This window comes from Citrobacter braakii, assembly GCF_009648935.1.
Lineage (GTDB): Bacteria > Pseudomonadota > Gammaproteobacteria > Enterobacterales > Enterobacteriaceae > Citrobacter > Citrobacter braakii.
Genome location: NZ_CP045771.1, coordinates 3,089,598 through 3,108,060, shown reverse-complemented (window position 1 = coordinate 3,108,060; position 18,463 = coordinate 3,089,598). Strand labels below are relative to the sequence as shown.

The 18,463-nt window shown below is 51.2% G+C and carries 17 protein-coding genes and 2 pseudogenes; 9 read left to right on the top strand and 10 right to left on the bottom strand.

Translation table 11 applies throughout. The annotated features are described in order from the left end of the window. Positions 1 to 5 precede the first annotated feature (5 nt). Complete coding sequence (locus tag GFC06_RS14500) at positions 6 to 1,160, bottom strand: iron-containing alcohol dehydrogenase (protein ID WP_047499097.1); 1,155 nt, start codon at positions 1,158 to 1,160, stop codon at positions 6 to 8. 291 nt (positions 1,161 to 1,451) lie between these two features. Here GFC06_RS14500 and GFC06_RS14495 point away from each other — a divergent pair, with 291 nt between their 5' ends. The 7 genes from GFC06_RS14495 to GFC06_RS14465 all read left to right on the top strand — a co-directional run bounded on the left by GFC06_RS14495 (position 1,452) and on the right by GFC06_RS14465 (position 7,906). Continuing rightward, complete coding sequence (locus tag GFC06_RS14495) at positions 1,452 to 2,252, top strand: IclR family transcriptional regulator (RefSeq protein WP_153690296.1); 801 nt, start codon at positions 1,452 to 1,454, stop codon at positions 2,250 to 2,252. A gap of 1 nt (position 2,253) precedes the next feature. Beyond that, entirely contained in the window at positions 2,254 to 3,204 is a 951-nt protein-coding gene (locus tag GFC06_RS14490; protein WP_131346136.1) for a 2-dehydro-3-deoxygalactonokinase, read from the top strand. A gap of 42 nt (positions 3,205 to 3,246) precedes the next feature. Then, entirely contained in the window at positions 3,247 to 3,882 is a 636-nt protein-coding gene (locus GFC06_RS14485; protein WP_153690295.1) for a 2-dehydro-3-deoxy-6-phosphogalactonate aldolase, read from the top strand. Between the two features lie 22 nt (positions 3,883 to 3,904). Continuing rightward, positions 3,905 to 4,879, top strand: a complete 975-nt coding sequence (locus GFC06_RS14480; protein ID WP_153690294.1) for a Bug family tripartite tricarboxylate transporter substrate binding protein — start codon at positions 3,905 to 3,907, stop codon at positions 4,877 to 4,879. A gap of 53 nt (positions 4,880 to 4,932) precedes the next feature. After that, positions 4,933 to 5,472: a tripartite tricarboxylate transporter TctB family protein gene (locus GFC06_RS14475; RefSeq protein WP_153690293.1), complete on the top strand. Its 540-nt coding sequence runs from the start codon at positions 4,933 to 4,935 to the stop codon at positions 5,470 to 5,472. Between the two features lie 2 nt (positions 5,473 to 5,474). Further along, complete coding sequence (locus tag GFC06_RS14470; RefSeq protein ID WP_016153311.1) at positions 5,475 to 6,986, top strand: tripartite tricarboxylate transporter permease; 1,512 nt, start codon at positions 5,475 to 5,477, stop codon at positions 6,984 to 6,986. Positions 6,987 to 7,141: 155 nt separating this feature from the next. After that, entirely contained in the window at positions 7,142 to 7,906 is a 765-nt protein-coding gene (locus tag GFC06_RS14465; protein WP_047389881.1) for an IclR family transcriptional regulator, read from the top strand. Positions 7,907 to 8,041: 135 nt separating this feature from the next. Here the strand turns inward: GFC06_RS14465 and GFC06_RS23395 are convergent. Then, positions 8,042 to 8,152 (bottom strand): annotated as a pseudogene (locus GFC06_RS23395) (Arm DNA-binding domain-containing protein); the annotation flags it as partial. A 337-nt stretch (positions 8,153 to 8,489) separates the two neighbouring features. On the opposite strand from GFC06_RS23395, the gene GFC06_RS14455 reads away from it, so the two are divergent. Next, a complete protein-coding gene (locus GFC06_RS14455) occupies positions 8,490 to 8,999 on the top strand; it encodes a hypothetical protein (protein ID WP_016153313.1) in 510 nt (169 codons plus the stop codon). A gap of 112 nt (positions 9,000 to 9,111) precedes the next feature. On the opposite strand, the gene GFC06_RS14450 is transcribed toward GFC06_RS14455, so the two are convergent. The 8 genes and pseudogenes from GFC06_RS14450 to GFC06_RS14415 form a co-directional block, all read right to left on the bottom strand. After that, positions 9,112 to 10,572 carry a hypothetical protein gene (locus tag GFC06_RS14450; protein ID WP_016153314.1) on the bottom strand — a complete coding sequence of 487 codons (1,461 nt, stop codon included), beginning with the start codon at positions 10,570 to 10,572 and terminating at the stop codon, positions 9,112 to 9,114. A gap of 53 nt (positions 10,573 to 10,625) precedes the next feature. Then, positions 10,626 to 12,197 (bottom strand): SLC13 family permease, encoded by a 1,572-nt coding sequence (locus tag GFC06_RS14445; protein WP_016153315.1) that lies wholly within the window; start codon positions 12,195 to 12,197, stop codon positions 10,626 to 10,628. A 57-nt stretch (positions 12,198 to 12,254) separates the two neighbouring features. Beyond that, a complete protein-coding gene (locus tag GFC06_RS14440) occupies positions 12,255 to 12,890 on the bottom strand; it encodes a hypothetical protein (RefSeq protein WP_047497933.1) in 636 nt (211 codons plus the stop codon). Positions 12,891 to 12,927: 37 nt separating this feature from the next. Next, on the bottom strand, positions 12,928 to 13,398 hold the full coding sequence (locus tag GFC06_RS14435) for a CYTH domain-containing protein (RefSeq protein WP_047497931.1): 471 nt from the start codon (positions 13,396 to 13,398) through the stop codon (positions 12,928 to 12,930). Between the two features lie 280 nt (positions 13,399 to 13,678). Then, complete coding sequence (locus GFC06_RS14430; RefSeq protein ID WP_047497928.1) at positions 13,679 to 14,632, bottom strand: LysR family transcriptional regulator; 954 nt, start codon at positions 14,630 to 14,632, stop codon at positions 13,679 to 13,681. Between the two features lie 194 nt (positions 14,633 to 14,826). Continuing rightward, positions 14,827 to 14,972, bottom strand: a pseudogene (locus GFC06_RS14425) (IS3 family transposase); the annotation flags it as partial. Between the two features lie 466 nt (positions 14,973 to 15,438). Next, the gene (locus tag GFC06_RS14420) at positions 15,439 to 15,834 is read right to left on the bottom strand and encodes a VOC family protein (protein WP_153690292.1); all 396 of its coding nucleotides are present in this window, start codon (positions 15,832 to 15,834) and stop codon (positions 15,439 to 15,441) included. A 668-nt stretch (positions 15,835 to 16,502) separates the two neighbouring features. Next, entirely contained in the window at positions 16,503 to 17,552 is a 1,050-nt protein-coding gene (locus tag GFC06_RS14415) for an alpha/beta hydrolase (protein WP_047497922.1), read from the bottom strand. Between the two features lie 219 nt (positions 17,553 to 17,771). On the opposite strand from GFC06_RS14415, the gene GFC06_RS14410 reads away from it, so the two are divergent. After that, positions 17,772 to 18,452, top strand: coding sequence for a heavy metal response regulator transcription factor (locus tag GFC06_RS14410; RefSeq protein WP_049282242.1), 681 nt, complete (start codon positions 17,772 to 17,774; stop codon positions 18,450 to 18,452). The last annotated feature ends 11 nt before the right edge of the window (positions 18,453 to 18,463 follow it).

The following is an 18,463-nucleotide window of genomic DNA, read 5'->3' as shown; positions in this document are numbered from 1 at the left end:
TGGGTTTAGAGGCTTTGCTGATAAATGGCGCGAATCTCATCGGCGTCAGGCACGCGGGGATTATTCGCAAGCACGACACGCATCGTGGTAGTGGCATTGCCAATAAACCAGTCGAAATGTTCCTCTTTAACGCCCAGAGAGCTGAGCGACGGCAGCATATTGACGTAGCCCAGCAGCGAACGCACCGCATCAATACTGCTTCTCGCCGCTTCTTCTTCGGTCATATTGAGGGTATTCACGCCAAGCGCTTTGGCGATAGCGGCGAATTTTTGCGGCGCGCTTTGCCAGGTGAATTCCATAAAGGCCATGTAAATGGCGGCAATGCCTTCAGCATGTACGACATCAAGCAACCCGCCCATCGGGTGCTGCAACGCATGGGGCAATGTCGTCCCGGCACAATCAATCGCCATACCCGCCAGCGAACTGGCAAAAGTGACTTTTTCCCACGCCTCAATATTGGTGGCATCGTCATAAACCTGCGGTAAATATTTGCCAATCAGCTCAAGCGCCTGTAATGAAAGCATTTCACTCATCGGATGGGCATTTTTCGAAATAAATGACTCCAACGAATGAAACAGGACATCTGCTCCCGGACCGGCAATAACGCGCCGGGGTAACGTCAGCATTAATAAAGGATCAATAATTGCCGCCTTCGGATAAATCAGCGGATTCACCAGCCCTTTTTTGTCATTGGTTTGTGGATTCGTAAATACCGCCGTTTTATTCGCTTCGCTGCCCGTGCCTGCGGTAGTCGGAATTAACACTACCGGTAGCGCCGAATCAGCCGGAGTTTGTCCAAATACATAGTCCCAAATTCCTCCGCTATTACAGGCCATAAAGGCAATGCCTTTTGCCATATCCATCGCGCTTCCCCCGCCAATGCCGACAATCACATCGCATTGCTGTTCACGGGCGAACGCAGCCCCTTCATCGACAAGGGTTGAAAGCGGGTTCTGCATGAAACGGTCAAAACAGACGGACGTCACGCCCGCCTGCGTCAATACATCAACCAACGCCGCCAGCTGCCCCGTAGGCTTCGCACTATCTGAAGCAATGATCAGCGCCTTTTTGCCGTATTGCGCGGTAATTGTTCCCGCCTGTGCCAGTTTCCCCTGGCCAAAATAGAAATTAACCGGATTAACGAAATTAAATCCTGACATAATTTTTCCCTTATGGTGTGAATTCACGATGAAGTTAATGCGGCGCGCGATGCCCATTAATAATCAGCCATTCGCCTGAACGAGAAGCTACTCAATACGCATCACCGACAGTCCAAAATATATATTTCACCCTGAACCTCAATTGTGATTACTATCGCTTTATTCAGCCTAATAATCCCTATATATGAAACACGAGTTTATAATGTGGTATTATGTGAGCGAATTCATATTTCCAGTTAATTGACTATGGAAATATACCGCCATCAAATAAGCGACCAGGCGGAAATTATCATGATCTCCTCTCCTTCGACTGTGAACGGTGTACAAACGTTACTGCGCGGACTGGCTGCCATCGAAGCGGTTGCCGCAGGACATCATGATTTACGTGCAATCAGTCAGCACATTTCCGCACCGCGCAGTACAACGCATCGTCTGATCAGCGCCCTGGTCGCTCAACGATATTTGCGACAAATTTCCAGCCGGGGCTATTTTCTCGGGCCAAGACTGATTGAGCTGGGCGGCGCATCGCTTGCTGGTTATCCGCTACGCATCGCTGCCCGCCCGCTGCTCGAAGCGCTGGCTCAGCTCACTCAGGACACCGTCCATCTCGGCATTCGCGAGCAAGGCGACGTGTTGTATATCGATAAAATTCCCGGTACCCGCGGGCTGGAGATGCGCTCGCGCGTTGGGCACCGTATGCCGCTGTTTTCGACTGGCATTGGCAAAGCGCTGATGCTCGGCGCGACGATGGCGGAATGGCAGCACTTTTATCGACTGCATAATCCCGGCGCGGACGCTGGTTCCTTTATTCGCAGCATGCACCATTACGCTGAGCGCGGTTACACCCTGGATCTGGAAGAGAACGAGCTCGCCATCCGCTGCGTGGCGGCACCGATTCGGGATGCCGGAAATCATGTTGTCGCCGCTATTTCCGTCGCCAGCATCGCCCCCTACATGCCGGATGAACGCATGCAGGAGCTCAGCGGCATCGTAAAACGTTACGCTGAGGACATTTCCGCAGAGCTGGGCTGGGTGGCACATCGAACCTCTCTGATTTATCCCTTCGTCTCTACGCATGCAAAAGGATCCTGATATGACTGCATTGATCGCCCTGGATTGGGGAACCAGCGCGCTACGCGCCTACCGCTTAGCCGCAAACGGTACCGTGACTGCACGGCGGGAACTTCCCCACGGCATCATGAAATTACCCGACGCGCCCAATCGGCTGATGAGCTTTCGTCTGGCCTTCGACCTGGCCTGCGCAGACTGGCTGGCAGCCGATCCCGCCTGTCCGGTTATTGCCAGCGGCATGATTGGCAGCGCCCAGGGCTGGCAGCCCGCGCCCTATTTGCCTGCGCCCTGCGATGCTCGTCAGTTGGCGGAGCAGTTAACCCGCGTCGATGTCGATGACCAGCGCTGCTTCTATATCATTCCAGGCGTTCAGCAAACGAACCTTTTGCCGGAAGTGATGCGTGGAGAAGAAACCCAGGTGTTCGGCGCAATCGCGGGTGATGAACGCCTGCGTGATGTTCAGGCCAGCGGCAGAGAATCGCTGATTGCCCTGCCCGGTACACATTCAAAATGGGTGAGCGTCACGCAGGAGAAAATTGACCGCCTGCGTACGTTTATGTCGGGGGAACTTTACGATGTGCTGCGCCACCATTCGATACTGGGGCTGACGATGCAGCCCCCTGAAGCTCCTGACTGGCAGGCTTTTGCTGAAGGCATCCGCGTCGCCCGTCAGCAGCCAGGCAATTTGCTCGGCTCTCTCTTTTCGGTACGCACCCGGCTCCTTTGTCAGCAGCTATCGCCGCAACAACAGCCGGACTATCTCTCGGGTCTCCTGCTGGGCAATGAGCTTGCCATCGCGCTGGATGGGATCTCCGCCGATACCGACATCACCTTAATTGGTTCGCAGCCGTTGTGTCAGCGCTACCAGCGCGCCATGGCGATTTTTGAATGCCGCAATCCGGTGTATATCGCTCCCGGAGCGGCGGAACAGGGAATGTGGCAGGTAGCGCGTTACGCCAGTCTTGTGGCCTGATTTCCCGTTGACCTTTTTCTCGACCAACACCAGGAACTGACTATGGATTTTATCACCACGCTACGTCAAACCGGTCTGATTGCCATTCTGCGCGGTATACCGCCCGAACAGGCTGAAGCCGTCGGAGCCGCCCTGTATGAACAGGGATTCCGCATCATCGAAGTCCCGCTTAATTCGCCTGAACCCTTGCTGAGTATTTCACATCTGCGTCGTATTTTACCTTCGGACTGTTGGGTGGGCGCTGGAACGGTGATGACCGTGACTCAGCTGCATGACGTGGCGCAAAGCGGCGGCCAGCTGATTATCTCTCCCCATACCGATCCGGAATTAATTGAAGAGACAAAGCGCGCGGGATTGATAAGCCTCCCCGGGGCGGCGACGCCAGGCGAGGCTTTCAGCGCGCTGGCGAAGGGAGCGGATGCGGTGAAACAGTTTCCCGCTGAGGCGATCCCTCCCGTCGTGGTGAAAGCGTGGCGCGCCGTGATCCCCGCGGCGATCCCGCTGCTGCCCGTTGGTGGAATCACGCCGCAGACAATATTCGACTATCGCGCCGCCGGAGCCAGTGGATTCGGCCTTGGCGGCGCGCTTTACCAACCAGGTATGACAGCAGAGCAAGTGGCCAGTCGCGCCGCTGACTTCGTGACCGCCTGGAGAACGTCCTCGCCCCTTAATACATAAAAAGAACCAAACGGAGTTGACTATGAAAATTCAAAAATTTACCTCTGGATTATTAACCTCGCTGTTAGCCGCCAGTTCATTACTGCTGGCAAGCCCGACTCAGGCGGCGGATTATCCTACGCGCCAGATAGAGCTGATCGTCCCCTTCGCCGCTGGCGGCGGCACCGATCTGGTGGCGCGCGCATTTGCTGAAGCCTCTAAACCGCACTTTCCGGTAGGCGTTGGCGTCATTAATAAGCCTGGCGGAGGCGGCGCAATTGGTTTTAGCGAGCTTGCCGCATCGCGCCCTAACGGCTACAAGCTGGCGATGGGCACCGCCGAACTGACTATCCTGCCCTCTCTGGGAATGGTGAAGTTCAAAACGAAGGACTTTACTCCATTGGGTCTGTTCAATATGGAACCCAGCGCCGTGACCGTTAAAATCGACGCACCATGGAATACGCTGGAAGAGTTCCTCGCCTGGGCGAAAGAGAATCCGGGCCAGGTCAGGGTAGGCAACTCAGGAACGGGCGCAATCTGGCATCTGGCAGCCGCGTCGCTGGAAGATAAAACCGGCGTGACCTTCAACCACGTTCCTTTCGATGGCGCGACGCCCGCCGTCACCGCGCTTTTAGGCGGGCACATTGAAGCCGTTACGGTGAGCACTGCGGAAGTCCTCAACCAGGTTGAGGATGGCAAGCTGAAAACACTGGCCGTAATGAGCACTCAACGTGACGCCAACATGCCTGACGTCCCCACGCTTCAGGAAAAAAACATCGATCTGTCGATCGGCGCATGGCGTGGGCTGGTTATCTCCAGCAAAACCCCGCAAAACGTGATCGATTTTCTGACCACAGCTATCGCCGCCACTGCCGATGAACCCTCTTTCAAGGAAGCGTTAGCCAAAATGCGCCTCAACTATGTCTGGCTCGATCGTGCTGAATTCCAGGCATTGCTTGAAGAGCAGCAGCGCGATTTCTCCGTCACCATCGAAAAACTGGGCCTCGGTCAAAAATAACGGTGACGTCCGGCCAGCCCCCTCTGGCCGGATAGTCCTTATGGGAGTCGTTTATGGTTGAAAATCCGTTAACTCCGACAACGCCGCCGCCAGCGTCTACGGCAGAACGACAATGCTACATTTTGGTCGCTCTGCTGCTGTGTCTGATCGCCGTAGTGGTGCTGGCGATTGCCAAAAGCTTTCCTGCAACGTCCATTTCTACGGATATCGGGGCGGGCGCATTTCCTTCGGTTTATAGCTGGTTGCTGATTATTCTCTCGTTGATCTTAATTGCTGGTCAGTTTTCTGGTACCACGTTACGCCGGCTGATGGTTCTACCCACTCGCCCCACTCAGGGGTTTGGACGCTGGACGGGGCCGTTTTGTACCGTCGTCACCTGCGTGGCATACCTCTACGCCATGCAGCTTTTTGGCTACCTGGTCGCAACGGTGCTTTTTATGATACTGATTATGAAAATCTCCGGTATCCAACGCTGGTGGGTTAATGGGCTGCTGGCCATCGTGCTCTCCATTACGCTGTATATCCTCTTTTCGCTGGCGCTTAACGTTCCGCTGCCGGAAAGCAGCCTCCTGGAATCGCTGACTCTGGAGTAATTATGTCCCAATTTGATCTTATTCTCGGCGGCGTAAATAGCTTGCTGGCCCACCCGGAAGCCATTTTATTTTCAATGATTGGCGTCTGGCTTGGCATCCTGGTGGGCGCGTTACCGGGCCTGACTGTCACCATGAGCGTTGCCGTAATGCTGCCTTTTACCTACGGCATGGATCCGATTTCTGGCTTACTGATTATCTCCGGCGTCTTTTTTGGTGGCGTTTATGGTGGTTCGATTATTGCCATTCTGCTCCGGATCCCCGGCACGCCAGCCGCCGCGGCAACGGCGATTGATGGCTATGAACTGACGAAAAAAGGTCAGGCCGGTGTGGCGCTGGGCACGGCGACTTTCTCCTCTTTTTTCGGCGGCACCCTCAGCATAATCGTGCTGATGTTCCTCTCGCCGATTCTGGCCGAGGTGGCGCTAAAATTCAGCGCCGCAGAGACGTTTGCGCTGGCCGTTTTCGGCTTAAGTATTATTGCCAGTATTTCCGGTGAATCGCTGATTAAGGGACTGATCGCTGGCGTTGGTGGTTTGCTGGTCGCGACCATTGGCCTCGATCCGATGGGCGGATTTCCGCGTTTCACCGGCGGTTTTGTCGAGCTGATGAACGTGCCTTTTATCCCGGTGATGATTGGCCTGTTCGCCACTGCAGAAGTGCTTAAGTCGCTGGAAAAAGACGAGGTAGTGAGCAAGACGGTGCAGTACGCTATTGGTCGAATCATTCCGCCGTGGTCTACGTTCAAACGTCTTATTGTCACACTGCTGCGTTCCTCCGGTCTGGGGGTGTTTATTGGCATGATTCCCGGCGCGGGGGCGGATATTGCCGCTTTCGTTTCTTACAATGAAGCGAAGCGCTTTGCCAGGCCGGAAGATCAGTTTGGCAAGGGTGAACTCAAAGCGGTTTCGGCCTGTGAAGCAGGCGCTAATGGCTGCACGGGCGGCGCGCTGTTACCTATGCTGACGCTGGGAATTCCTGGTGACGCCACGACGGCGGTAATGCTGGGCGCGCTGACGCTACAGGGAATGCAGCCTGGGCCTCGACTATTTACCGAACACAGCGACACGGTGTATATGCTGTTTGTCGGAATGCTGTTTTGCTATCTGATGCTGCTTATTCTTGGCCTGGTTTCCGTTCGTTTCATCGCCAAAATGATCAACATTCCCAAGAGCGTCCTGACTCCGCTGATCCTCGCACTGTGTATCGTCGGCACCTATGCTCTGAACAACAGCATGTTTGACGTCGGCATTATGCTGGTCGCGGGCGTGATCGGCTATTTCATGCAAAAAGGCGGTTTCCCGGCATCTCCTGTCGTGCTGGCACTCATCATGGGGCCGATGGCGGAAAGTAACTTCCGTCGCGCGATGTCGCTGTCCAACGGGAGTTTTGATTTCATTTATACCCGTCCCATCACCGCCACGCTCCTGCTATTGGCGATGCTGACTCTGTTTGGCCCAATGGTACGCAAGGCCATAGCCGCAAGACGCGCACGTAAAAATCAATTGCTCTCCTGAGTGAGCAGAAACGGGCAGAAAATCCGTCACTGTTACACGGAATTTCTGCCCGCGGTGGCGAAATCACGGCGCGGTTACATTTTTATCGCACAGAATCGGTTATTGTTATCGTACTGATCTTAAACATGAATATGACCACTGTATCAGGGTGAATTATGGATGCTCAACCTACCGAAATTACGGGAGTACAAACCCTACTGCGCGGTCTTGCTGTTATTGATGCCGTCGCGTCAGGATGTCGGGATTTACGCAGCGTCGGCGAGTTTACCGGAACCAGTAAAAGCACGACCCATCGGCTGCTCAGCGCGCTGGTACAACAGCGTTTTCTTCGCTTCACTCACCACGATGGCTATGCGCTCGGCCCACGCTTAATTGAGCTCGGCACCCGTTCACTGGAAAATACGCCGCTTTATCCTCTGGCGCGCCCCTTCCTGCAACAGCTGGCGGATTTTACCCGCGACACGGTTCATCTGGGGCAACGGGAAGGCGCGGAAGTCCTGTATATCGATAAAATTCCAGGCCAGCAGGGACTGGAAATGCGCTCGCGTATTGGGCATCGCATGCCGCTGGTGCTGACCGGCATTGGCAAAGCGCTGTTACTCGACGCGGATGAATCCGAATGGCGTCAGCTTTTTTTAGCCCATGGCGAATTATGTCATCTCCCGGACTTCCTCGCCCGGATGCGCGGCTACGCCGACGCAGGCTTCGCGTTCGATCTTGAAGAAAATGAGCCGACGATTCGCTGCGTGGCGGCTCCGGTTTACGATGCCGGAAACCATGTGGTCGCGGCCATCTCCGTCGCCAGCACGGTCATCTATATGCCGGACGCACGCATGCAAGAACTCGTCCCTCACGTCAAAGAGTGCGCTAAAAAAATATCGCTGGAACTGGGCTGGCGCGCCCCTTCTTTTACCCCGTAATCCCACCGCTTAATGTCAACATCCTTGAATGTTAACGGGCGACATATCGATTGCAGCTATGTCGTCTGTTGCTGTCCCGCGAGTAGAGTGCCCCACTGCCGGGTTCTCCAACATGCAGGTTCGAAAACACACTCTTTTTCGTGCAAGTGAAGGATCGTTGCCAGCCGCGAATGTCCTTTTAGCCTCCTGACACTGACTTCTGGCTTCAGCCAGAGAAACATCGGGGTAAACGCCAATAGCGGACAGGAATAATGAATAATACCGATCGGCACGATCGACAGAATCGATTATGAACAAGCAAATGCTTTATCGTCGGACGTGGAAAACTAATCGAAAAAGAAGGACCAGACACAGCGGCAACGTGGAAAACGGTGTGTGTAGCAGCCTACAAGGCCTGGCGGTCAATCTATTTTTGACGCAAAGAAACTAAGGTGAACTATCAGAGCAGGTTATCATTCAGATAAGCAGAATAGATTTTTTGTTTATAATTTATTATGTTAGCTTAAATTAAGACGCGGGATCGTACTCATCCTGGCTGCAATTCTGGTCTTATCTAATAGCACCACGCGTGCGGGAGGAAAAAATGAGTCAACCTGTTTATCAGAATATCGCGCAGGAAACTAAAACCTCCCTGGATGAATGCTTTGCTCAGCGGGTGATTCCTCTGGAGCAGCAGTATCTCGCCGGGCTTCAGGCGCTGAGAACAACACTTTTCGGTCAGCAGGAAATGGCTGAGCTTTCACCCGCGCAGCGTGACGAGCTGACCGCCTGGGTTGACGAACTCGATCGTCGCATCATCACCTACCAAACATTGTGCACCAAATATCTGAACGCCCTTAACTCTGAGCAGCAGCGTGAATTAATGACCTTTATGCTCTTCGGCGATACCCGGACAGCACGGGCACAGAAGAATATCCAGGAACATATACAGCTGCGCAGCGAAGCCGTGAGCAGAATCAACGAGCGGCTGGCCGATCTGCACTCTCCTGAAGCGCTCGAACGTCAGCTTCAACAGCGGCTGGAAAAAGAAATCCACATCCGCCGTTTTCTTGACGAATCCACCCACTATCGCCCTGTGCGTAAAACAGGCTGAACGGTTGCTCAGCTTTTATTGCCGGATGTCGGCGTAAACACCTTATCAGGCCTACAGATGTGGAACCCGCAGGCCTGATAGCGCTGCGCCATCAGGCATTTTATCTCTGTCGTCAGCCCTCTTCGCTTTCTGATTCCCCGGCAGTAAAAACTGGTTCAATGCGCTTAATACCCGCGCTGTTAATAATGATGCGTGCCCGCTCCAGAAAACTCTCTTTGCCATCCGTCACCCGATGAATAAGGTTGATGTGATAGACCTTTTCCCCGTACAGCACCTGCTCATCATCCAGAGTCGGTAATTCATTCAGCAACTCATCGGTGTATTTCAAAAAAGGGGTGATATCCAGGCGCGTAATATCCATCACAGAACGATTCACGGCGGAAAACATCTGGTCCCCGCCGCGCAGATGAACGTGTTTGGAGTAGTGCAAAATGTCTTCGCTCAGATAATAGTTTTGAATATCCAGAATGTGCACCTTACGGCGCATCGTCCTGACGTCATCGGGTAGCTGACGCTCCCCCACAAAGACGAAAGATTCGTTGCACTTACCGACCGGAGAGCGCAGGTTTTTATAAATTATCTGCTGTCGGTCAGGTAACCAACGGCGAAATGTCGAAAACAATCGCGCCCGAAATCCCTCTTTCATTCTGTCTTTAAAGATATAGCCAATCACCATTGCGAGAAATAGTTGAAAGCTCAGCGCTCCGTATTTCCCCTGCCAAATAAACGCCACCGCCGTCGCGAAAATCATCGCAATTGCCGCGGCGATTCCGGCAATGGTATGCGCCAGAAAGGTCTCGCCTTTTTTACGCCGGATATCCAGATACATTGGACTGCTGATATATTTTTTCAGGGTATTAACGTGATAAATCACCAGTTCGTTATCCGAATTAGGTGACGGGAAAGTCCCCGGATGATTGGCTTTGCGATACAGCATCTGCTCGCGCCAGAAAATACGCAGAGTATCGTATCCCGGTGAAGGCGAAAGATCATTGAGCAATTTACGCCCATAGTGCGTCAGCATCAGTGAGAGGAATTCGTCACCATAGTCAATGATGCGTAACGCATTGACCTCAGCCACCTTTGACATTTTTATCCGCATCCGACGATAGTTATTGAGAATATCCTCTGCGGTGGCGGCGAAGCTCAGCAGCGCCTGCTCCTGTTTGTCTTCACTCAACTTGCCGATATAACGTACCTCTACGTGAAGCGCCCGTTTGAAGGTCAGGCAAAACATTTTGAGTCGGTATTCAAAACCCTGCGCAGAGGTATCTTTGCTCTGTTCGGTAATTAACCGTTCAATTGTCCCTAGCGTCTTCGGCACGCTGACGGACAATTTACGCAGCGACAGGGTGGGAGGACGCAGGCGAATATAGTTCTTCAGGTTTTGCTGAAAGGCCTGCGGCGGAAATGTCCAACGATTGATCTGCAAACTGGAAGGAAAGAATAGCCAGGTTTCAATATGGTAGTTTTCGCTTCGTAGAGGTTTGGTGCCGACTTTCTGCGGGAAAAAAATCCGCTGCTTAATTTCGATACAGCGTTTTCCTGATGCTTTTATCGTATCGCCTGGCATCTTTGCCTCCTGCAAATCAGGCGGTAATTTGAATTACCGCCTTCACATCAATGCTACCAGAGGGCGCTATTGAACCCCATCAGCGGCATGACATATTGAGTCCATAAAATCAGTAACACCCAAATAATAGCCATCTGGATAATACCATATTTGAAAGACTCACCGGTCGAGTAGTGATCGAGCAGGTAACTGATGTTTGCGGGTTTAGAGTTAAAGTAGAGCACGTAAACCTGGTTAATCAGGAATGCCATCGGCAGACAGAATCCCACCACGTCCCAGCCGAACTTTTTAGCGATACTGATAATGATCGGGAACATAATGATGGTACGTGCCGTTTTACTTTCGCTCACCAGCGTGGTGATGGCGAACACGCCGCTCAGTACGGCAAAGACCAACAGTTTGCCGCCACCTGAAGGGTCGATCTGCCATTTATCAAACAGGCTGTGAATATAGAGGCCGACGATATCTGTCTGATCGACCATTCCGCCAAGGACGTAAGCACCAAAGCTGAACATCAGCATATGCCAGGGAATGTCCGCGTCGTTCCACTTCATCACGCCCAGCGCCGGAAGTTTGCACACCGAAGGCATCAGAACAACGCAGGCACCCGCCACGGCGATAACTTCGGCACGCATACCGTGCACCCGGTCGGTTGCCCACAGCAACAGGACGATAATAAAGGTCAGCGCCGCGCGAACTTCACCCGCGCTAATCTTACCGAGCTGCGCCAATTCCCCTTTCAGGCGATCCATGCCGCCTTCAATTTTCGGCTTAGCATCTTCTTTCTTAATGGGGAAAATCCAGCGAGTTCCGGTGTACCAGGCAATGGCACACTGAATCAGCGCCAGTGGACACAGGGCAATGAACCAGTCGCCGTAATAGACTTTGAATCCCGCCTGCTCCATCATCGCGACCGCCAGCAGGTTAGCTGCGGAACCGGTGATAAAGGCGCTGGCCGACACGTTATTCGCCAGCAGGTTCAGCAGCACCATGTTGCGCCCGACGTTATTGCGTTTTTCCCCGCCGGTCGCACCGTAGATGGCGGCGATAACCATAAACAGCGGTAACAACAGCGCCGTTTTCGCTGAGGTCGCACTGATGAACGCCCCGAGAATCAGGTTGAGTAATATAAAGCACCAGAACAGCAACGAGATATTATTCCCCATGCGTACCAACAGCCAGAGCGACATACGCTTCGCCAACCCTGTCACCACCAGAGCGCTGGCCATGATGAAGCTGGCAATGTTCAGGATCATTACTGGCTCACCCAGCATGGCAAACGCAGGACGCATCTTCATTGTGCCGGTCAGGATCACCGTGACGACCACGATAAGCGAGGTGAGATAGTTCGGAATCGCCTCCGTCAACCACAGCACCAGCGAGGCAAGAAAAATTCCCGTTGCGCTGTAACAGTTGGCCGGAGGAACTTTGGTTTGGGTATCGAACATTTCGATAGGCCCGACCCACTGTAAATGAAAGAACAGGAACAGCAGGATAGCCAGCGGCATACCGATGAATTTGATCCGCTCCATCCAGATACCGGCTTTAATCTCCTTGAATTTCTCCAGAGAATAATTGCTCATATCCAGCGGATCGAAAACTTTCTTAGCGCCTTTGTCTGACATGGCCATGTCTCCTTATGCGCCTCCATGGGCAGCAAGCTACCCATGGAGGCGTGAATTTCACATGCCAACAACCTGTCTGGCGGCTTTCAGATAATTCGTGTTAGGCAGTTCGTCGAGCCCCAGCGCCGCAACCACTGCCTTAATTCCGGCATAATCTTCACTTTCGCAACAGGCGGTTTCGACCATCGCACCGTTAAACCATACCTGCGCGTATTCGCTGATGATGCCGTTAACGGAAAAACCGTAGCGCATTTTCTCTACCTTAACCGGTACTAAATCGCTACTGGCCCGCGCCATATTGGTAAATTCTTCCAGGGTATAGCTCTCTTTATCCAGCGCCATGTTGACATGGAGGTGCTGCAAAATGGTGGCTAACTCCTCACGCTGCACCGGGAATTGAAACTTGCCGCGCGGCTGGAAGATCTCATAGCCTTCCGGGGTTTCGCCGGTTTTCGTTTTGATATCCAGCAGACCGTCGCGGACTTTAACGTTAACCGTATCGGTATGTAGCGACAGAAAGTAGGTCTCTTCCGGCATCTTACGAGCCTTAAATAATGTGGCTTTGGCATCCCACATTTTTTCTTTTACCCGTTCGATAATGCCGTGGCCGAATACGCGGAACTCCGCGCGGGGGATGATTTTTTCAGCGTCGCTCGACGACGTGGCGGTATTCTTATCCATATGCGTAGCCATTGTAATTCTCCTGTTCCATTAAGAATGGTGAATGCCGCTATTTATCCCATTCGGTAAAAGGATGGGCGACCAGATTGGAGTTGAAGTAGCGCGGATCGCCGCTCACCTCTTCACCAATCCACTCGGGTTTATCGAACTGCTGCTCTTCACTTTTCAATTCCACTTCTGCGACGATCAGTCCGGCGTTAACCCCCATAAATTCGTCGATTTCCCACACCACATCACCCACCGGGATTTTGTAGCGTTTCTTTTCGATAATGGGACGCTCTGCCAGCTCATCCAGCATGGCACAGCAATCGGCATACGGAATTTCGTATTCATATTCAGTTCGCGTTGCAGAAACGGTAACTCCCTTGATGGTCAGGAACGCCTTATCGTTTATCGTCCGGATACGAACAGTTCTCTCTTTTATACTGCTGAGATATCCCTGACGATAAACGGTTCCCTCTGCAAGTGCGCGCCACTGCTCTGAGCACACCAGGAATTTCCTTTCAATTTCTTTAGCCATCTTAAGCCTCTCATTGTCGGAACATCTGTCGATAGTTATTCACTATCTCTCTTAATTGACTCCATATTAGGCAGGCTTCTGGAAGGATTAAAAATTGTAAATCAGTATCAGACCTATAAGCTCAGTTTATAGATTGATGTCGATCACATTTATTATTTTCTCATTAATTTTAGAGAGTTAAATTTGATAGGGGCGTAAGGAATGTGTTCGGCTTATAGGCTGTTTTTTCAGACATAAGCGTATGAGTCCTTGTTGTATCAAGGATAATGAACAATGCCACTTAGCGATGATTATGGAATATATTTTCCAGCAGCTCAGGAAAACTCCCCCACTCATTATCTGGAGTATCATCATAAAGCAGTGAAATAAAGCCGAGGGCGGCGCGGGACAGTGAGTGCTCCCCCTGGTAAACAAGGTAGTAATCTACCGCGAGATTAAAACCTTTGACATGAAGTTCAACCAGCTCACCGCTGTTCAGCTCATCGGATATCGCCAGATGAGGAATCACGGTTACGCCATAACCGCTGCCGATAAGCCGTTTAGTCGCCTCCAGATTAGAGAGCGTCACACAGTTTTGCGGAGCGGTGTTCGCTGAGTGACGTTTAAACCACGAATTTATTTTGGCTCTTATCCGCGTTCCTTTCTCACGCATAATGAAAGGTGATTGTAGCAATTCATCCGGACTCATATCCCCCTTGGCGCATGCCGCCAGGGGGGAGTTCTTGCCCACCACTACTTTGTAGTTTTCCCGATGCAGAAATACCTGTTGTAACGGAGAGCGAATTACGGAACGTCCGGCAAAACCGATCTCAACCTCGCCGCTGGCGACCAGTTCCGCAATGTGGTGCGAGTTACCGGTCAGAATTTCCAGTTCAATTCCCGGAAAGCGTTCGTGGAAACGCTGAATAAAACGCGTGAGATAGTAAGTGCCCATCACGCCCGTCGCCCCGATGGTCAGACGGCCTACCTGTAGTTTACTGATGTCCTGAAACACGCTCTGTACTTCATCAAAAAGATGAAAAATACGCTGTGTGTATTCAAACAGGACTTCGCCTTCTTTGGTTAAACTAATTTGCCGACGGGAACGATCGAATAATGACACCTTCAGATAGCTTTCCAGTGCCTGGATCTGCATGCTGATGGCGGGCTGAGATAAAAAGAGTGCCTGTGCGGCCTTAGTAAAACTGCCGCTGATAACAACCTGGTTGAACGTCTTAAAATGGTCAATATCCATATTTAGGTACCAGCGGTTAGAGGTGCGTTTAACGATTCTGAATATGAATATACCGAATTAGCACAGAAAAAGCAGGGGAGCATCCGTTCGTTTTACTGGATGACGTATTCCGGAAACCGCATGAGTAAAGGTGATAATGCCTCGCTGTCTCTAAAAGCCGAAGCGCATCCACGCAAACAGGGCGTTACCATTGTTATACGTACCTGTTCCGGGGTTATAGGGGAGGCTTTTGGCATTTTACACTGTCGTTCATCCCGCAGCTGCAACGGTGTAGTTCTGGCCAAGGACCAGTTTGAGCGGATTCGCGTTTAAACTCTGCGCTGAAATACCTTTTTTTCATTGGGACACCTGTATTGTTCTGAGATGAGCATATCACCTCTGCTCAGGTGGCCAAATTCAATAAACCACTACAGTAGAAATAAAAGGGATTTTGCGAATTTAGCTAAAGGTGGTTAAGTAATAAGTGAATTAGCTCAGTCATATTATCAGGTGATAATAACCATTATTTGCAAGTAAAGAGTTAAAGTCGAAATTGCAACTTTCTGCAGGTAGACCAATGATGCTTTCTTTTGGCATCCGAAATTTTTATATTTCCGATCCAGAGGGGAATCTGCTTGAAATAGGAAGCACGAACGAGAAGTTAGGGGGCACATGACGGAGCAGTTGCAGGCATACTGACCTCAGCCATACAGAGGTGTCATATATGGCGATAGCCAAAACGTCTGCAGTCCCCAACGAGTTTAGTGTTGGTCCGGATAACCGTGTATCAACAGTCGGGTGTTATGCCTCAAGTAATGACCCCCCTGTTAGCCTCCAAGCGGCGTAAATAACTCAATCAAGTTTTCCTCCGGATCGTACAGATGAACCACTCTCACACCCCATTCTGGCATATCCATTGGCTCGTTAATGAATTTAATCCCTTTTAACGAATAGGCCTCAAAGCTTTCATCTACATTATCAACCTCGAAACAAACCATTGATTTTTCGCGATATATTATCGTTTTTTCTCTGTCAGCATTTCCAATAATTGGGGCCATCAGATCAGAAGTAAAGATAGCAAGGCCCTCTATACCTTCGGCGACTTTGAAGCTGGCATAGCAATCTTCAATATCCCAGACAGCTTCTAAACCAAGCTTCTGGGTGTAGAAATTGAAACATTTGCGGTAATCTTTGACTAACAGTCTTACATTGTTGAATTTCATATATTTTCCCTTATATATTACATAAACCACAAAATGCAAGTTTGAGCATCTGAGCGTGACTATTAATTTGGCTTATCAGAGATAAGCCCTGTCAAAATTCAGATATATCATCCTGGTGCTCCTTTGTATTCCTGAAAGTGCGATTATTCCAGTTCTGTTCCTGTATATTCTCTCATTGAGCTTATAGTTTGCGTTGACGACATCAGATTATAGCTTTTCTTAGCAAGTTAAAAGGTGTGTATCTGACTAATAGCACAACCGTGTTTGCATTTTCCCGCTGTGACCGTCCTGCAAGTAACCTGAAAGGCGTCGGGTATTAGCACTTAATGCCTTAAGTATTATTTTAAAGTTTTTTCCGACGAACAAGTCGCCTGAAGAGGGAACGCCCGCCTCAAGAAGCTGCATGCCGAAGCCATGCTGGATAAGGAGGCACTCAATGCCGTAATGCTAAACCTAAAGTTGGCCTGTACCACGAAGTAAAACCTTACAGGCAAATAATAATCCTCAGATGTCCCTGCCGTTTTATGAATTTCATTCATAGCGGCTATTTAATGTGCGTAATTATCTTTCCTCCCGACTTCGTTAGTCTTGGTCACATGCGGACACACTCATTATGTCCTGATATGACCAGCCTGAGTGGCTGGCCAAAGGTATCGTCTGATAGGGGGTTAAATACTCTTATCGAAGAAGACGTCCAGCTTTTGCAAAGCCTTGTCGACGTACTCAGGAACCCAATACGTCTCGATATGGGTAGCGCCATCGATCAGGAAGAGTTCTTTGTCTTTTGTACCGGTGGCTTTCGCAAACGCATCATCCGTCATATAGAGCGTGTCGGCTTTTGTACCAGCAATCATCAGCAGCGGTTTATTGATGAGATTGATATGGTCCGTAACGTCAAAACTCATCAAATCTAACAGGCTACTTGTCGTGTATTTAAACGTAGAGTTCGGGTGCGCGTGAGTTTTCCAGTAGTACTCATAGCCCTGTCGATATAAGGCAAAAGGTAACTTAGCGATCTGTTCATCAGTCAGATTGGCATCACCGGAGTACAGGACTTCACCTCCGGAAGCTTCCTGAGCACGTGCGTCAGAAGCCTGCTGAAGACGCTGCTGAATAGTATCCAGCTGTGAGTCCTGAAAACCGTTGCGCCGCACCAGGCCTGAATTAAACATGCTGATGGTTGCGATCGATTTAAACCGTTGATCCGTTTCGGCCGCAACAAGTGAATAACCGCCACCTCCGCAAATACCCAGCAGACCGAGGCGGGAAGTATCCACTCCCGGATACTGGCTGATGTAGTCAGCCATGCCGTGGATATCCTCGATGCGATTAGCGGGTTTATCCACGCTGCGAGGCATCCCACCGCTCGCGCCCTGATAAGCCGCGTCGGCAGTAATCGTGATGTAGCCCTGTTCGGCGAGACGCTGGGCATACAATCCTGCGACCTGCTCTTTTACGCCGCCATTCGGATGTGCAACCACCACGGCAGGGTATTTTTTGGCGGGATCGTAGTTAGCAGGGGTATAGACATTCGCAGCTATCTGAATGCCATGCAGATCGTACTTCACCGGATGAATGTTGACCTTGCCTTTGACGTTCTCAGTGATGGCACCGTCATAGGCCAGGGTGAATGGATTTTTTTTGTAATCAGCCGCATTGACTGAGGTGGCCCCGGTTATTGCCGTGAGCAGTATTGCAGTTAACAGATTGAATTTCATGGTCTCTCCCGATGAGTTTCAGGCTTGCGGATTTAAATGTGCAGACTCAGGTTAGAGAGAGAGGCCTGTCAGCATCGTGACAGGTAAATAACATTTTTGTCAGCAAGCAGGCTGAGATGGCTTCATGTTTCTGACAATGCTGTCAGGTAAGCGTCAGCTTTATGTTGGCAATCAAGAGGCAGAATAAGTCCGATTGAACAGTTAAGAGGAAATCCCGTTATGCGCCTGTTGCTAGTCGAAGATGAAGAAAAAACGTCAACCTATCTCAACCGTGCGTTGAGTGAATCCGGATTTACGGTAGATGTCTCTGCAGATGGCGCTGAAGGTCTTCATTACGCGCTGGAGCTTGACTACGACGCGATAATCCTTGATGTGATGCTGCCGGGGATGGATGGCTACCGGGTACTTGAGGGGGTGCGAGCCGTCAAACAGACGCCGGTACTAATGCTCTCGGCCCGCGGTTCGGTCGACGAGCGCGTCAAAGGGCTTCGGCTTGGCGCGGATGATTATCTCCCTAAGCCCTTTTCACTGATTGAACTGGTGGCGCGTATTCAGGCACTGGTGCGTCGCCGCGCTACGGATGGCGCAGACATCACCCAGCTGCAAATTCACGATCTGCATCTCGACCTGCTGGCCCGCCGCGTATTTCGCGCCGGAACGCGACTGGAGTTGACCGCAAAAGAGTTTTCCCTGTTAAGTCTTCTCGCCCGGCATCAGGGGGAGATTCTGTCAAAAATGATGATTGCTGAGCAGATATGGGACATGAATTTTGACAGCGATGCCAATGTGGTTGAAGTCGCCATTAAACGTCTGCGAGCCAAAGTGGATGCCCCATTCGACGTCAAACTGTTACATACCGTTCGTGGCATGGGGTATGTCCTCGAAGTCCGGTCGGAATAAATGAAGAGGCT

What these genes read in the sequence shown, in the direction of transcription:
- GFC06_RS14420 (WP_153690292.1), bottom strand. Translation starts at nt 15,834, where the DNA reads ATGAAATTCAACAATGTAAGACTGTTAGTCAAAGATTACCGCAAATGT.
- GFC06_RS14495 (WP_153690296.1), top strand. Translation starts at nt 1,452, where the DNA reads ATGATCTCCTCTCCTTCGACTGTGAACGGTGTACAAACGTTACTGCGC.
- GFC06_RS14465 (WP_047389881.1), top strand. Translation starts at nt 7,142, where the DNA reads ATGGATGCTCAACCTACCGAAATTACGGGAGTACAAACCCTACTGCGC.
- GFC06_RS14440 (WP_047497933.1), bottom strand. Translation starts at nt 12,890, where the DNA reads ATGGCTACGCATATGGATAAGAATACCGCCACGTCGTCGAGCGACGCT.
- GFC06_RS14480 (WP_153690294.1), top strand. Translation starts at nt 3,905, where the DNA reads ATGAAAATTCAAAAATTTACCTCTGGATTATTAACCTCGCTGTTAGCC.
- GFC06_RS14435 (WP_047497931.1), bottom strand. Translation starts at nt 13,398, where the DNA reads ATGGCTAAAGAAATTGAAAGGAAATTCCTGGTGTGCTCAGAGCAGTGG.
- GFC06_RS14415 (WP_047497922.1), bottom strand. Translation starts at nt 17,552, where the DNA reads ATGAAATTCAATCTGTTAACTGCAATACTGCTCACGGCAATAACCGGG.
- GFC06_RS14500 (WP_047499097.1), bottom strand. Translation starts at nt 1,160, where the DNA reads ATGTCAGGATTTAATTTCGTTAATCCGGTTAATTTCTATTTTGGCCAG.
- GFC06_RS14490 (WP_131346136.1), top strand. Translation starts at nt 2,254, where the DNA reads ATGACTGCATTGATCGCCCTGGATTGGGGAACCAGCGCGCTACGCGCC.
- GFC06_RS14470 (WP_016153311.1), top strand. Translation starts at nt 5,475, where the DNA reads ATGTCCCAATTTGATCTTATTCTCGGCGGCGTAAATAGCTTGCTGGCC.
- GFC06_RS14475 (WP_153690293.1), top strand. Translation starts at nt 4,933, where the DNA reads ATGGTTGAAAATCCGTTAACTCCGACAACGCCGCCGCCAGCGTCTACG.
- GFC06_RS14445 (WP_016153315.1), bottom strand. Translation starts at nt 12,197, where the DNA reads ATGTCAGACAAAGGCGCTAAGAAAGTTTTCGATCCGCTGGATATGAGC.
- GFC06_RS14430 (WP_047497928.1), bottom strand. Translation starts at nt 14,632, where the DNA reads ATGGATATTGACCATTTTAAGACGTTCAACCAGGTTGTTATCAGCGGC.
- GFC06_RS14485 (WP_153690295.1), top strand. Translation starts at nt 3,247, where the DNA reads ATGGATTTTATCACCACGCTACGTCAAACCGGTCTGATTGCCATTCTG.
- GFC06_RS14450 (WP_016153314.1), bottom strand. Translation starts at nt 10,572, where the DNA reads ATGCCAGGCGATACGATAAAAGCATCAGGAAAACGCTGTATCGAAATT.
- GFC06_RS14455 (WP_016153313.1), top strand. Translation starts at nt 8,490, where the DNA reads ATGAGTCAACCTGTTTATCAGAATATCGCGCAGGAAACTAAAACCTCC.
- GFC06_RS14410 (WP_049282242.1), top strand. Translation starts at nt 17,772, where the DNA reads ATGCGCCTGTTGCTAGTCGAAGATGAAGAAAAAACGTCAACCTATCTC.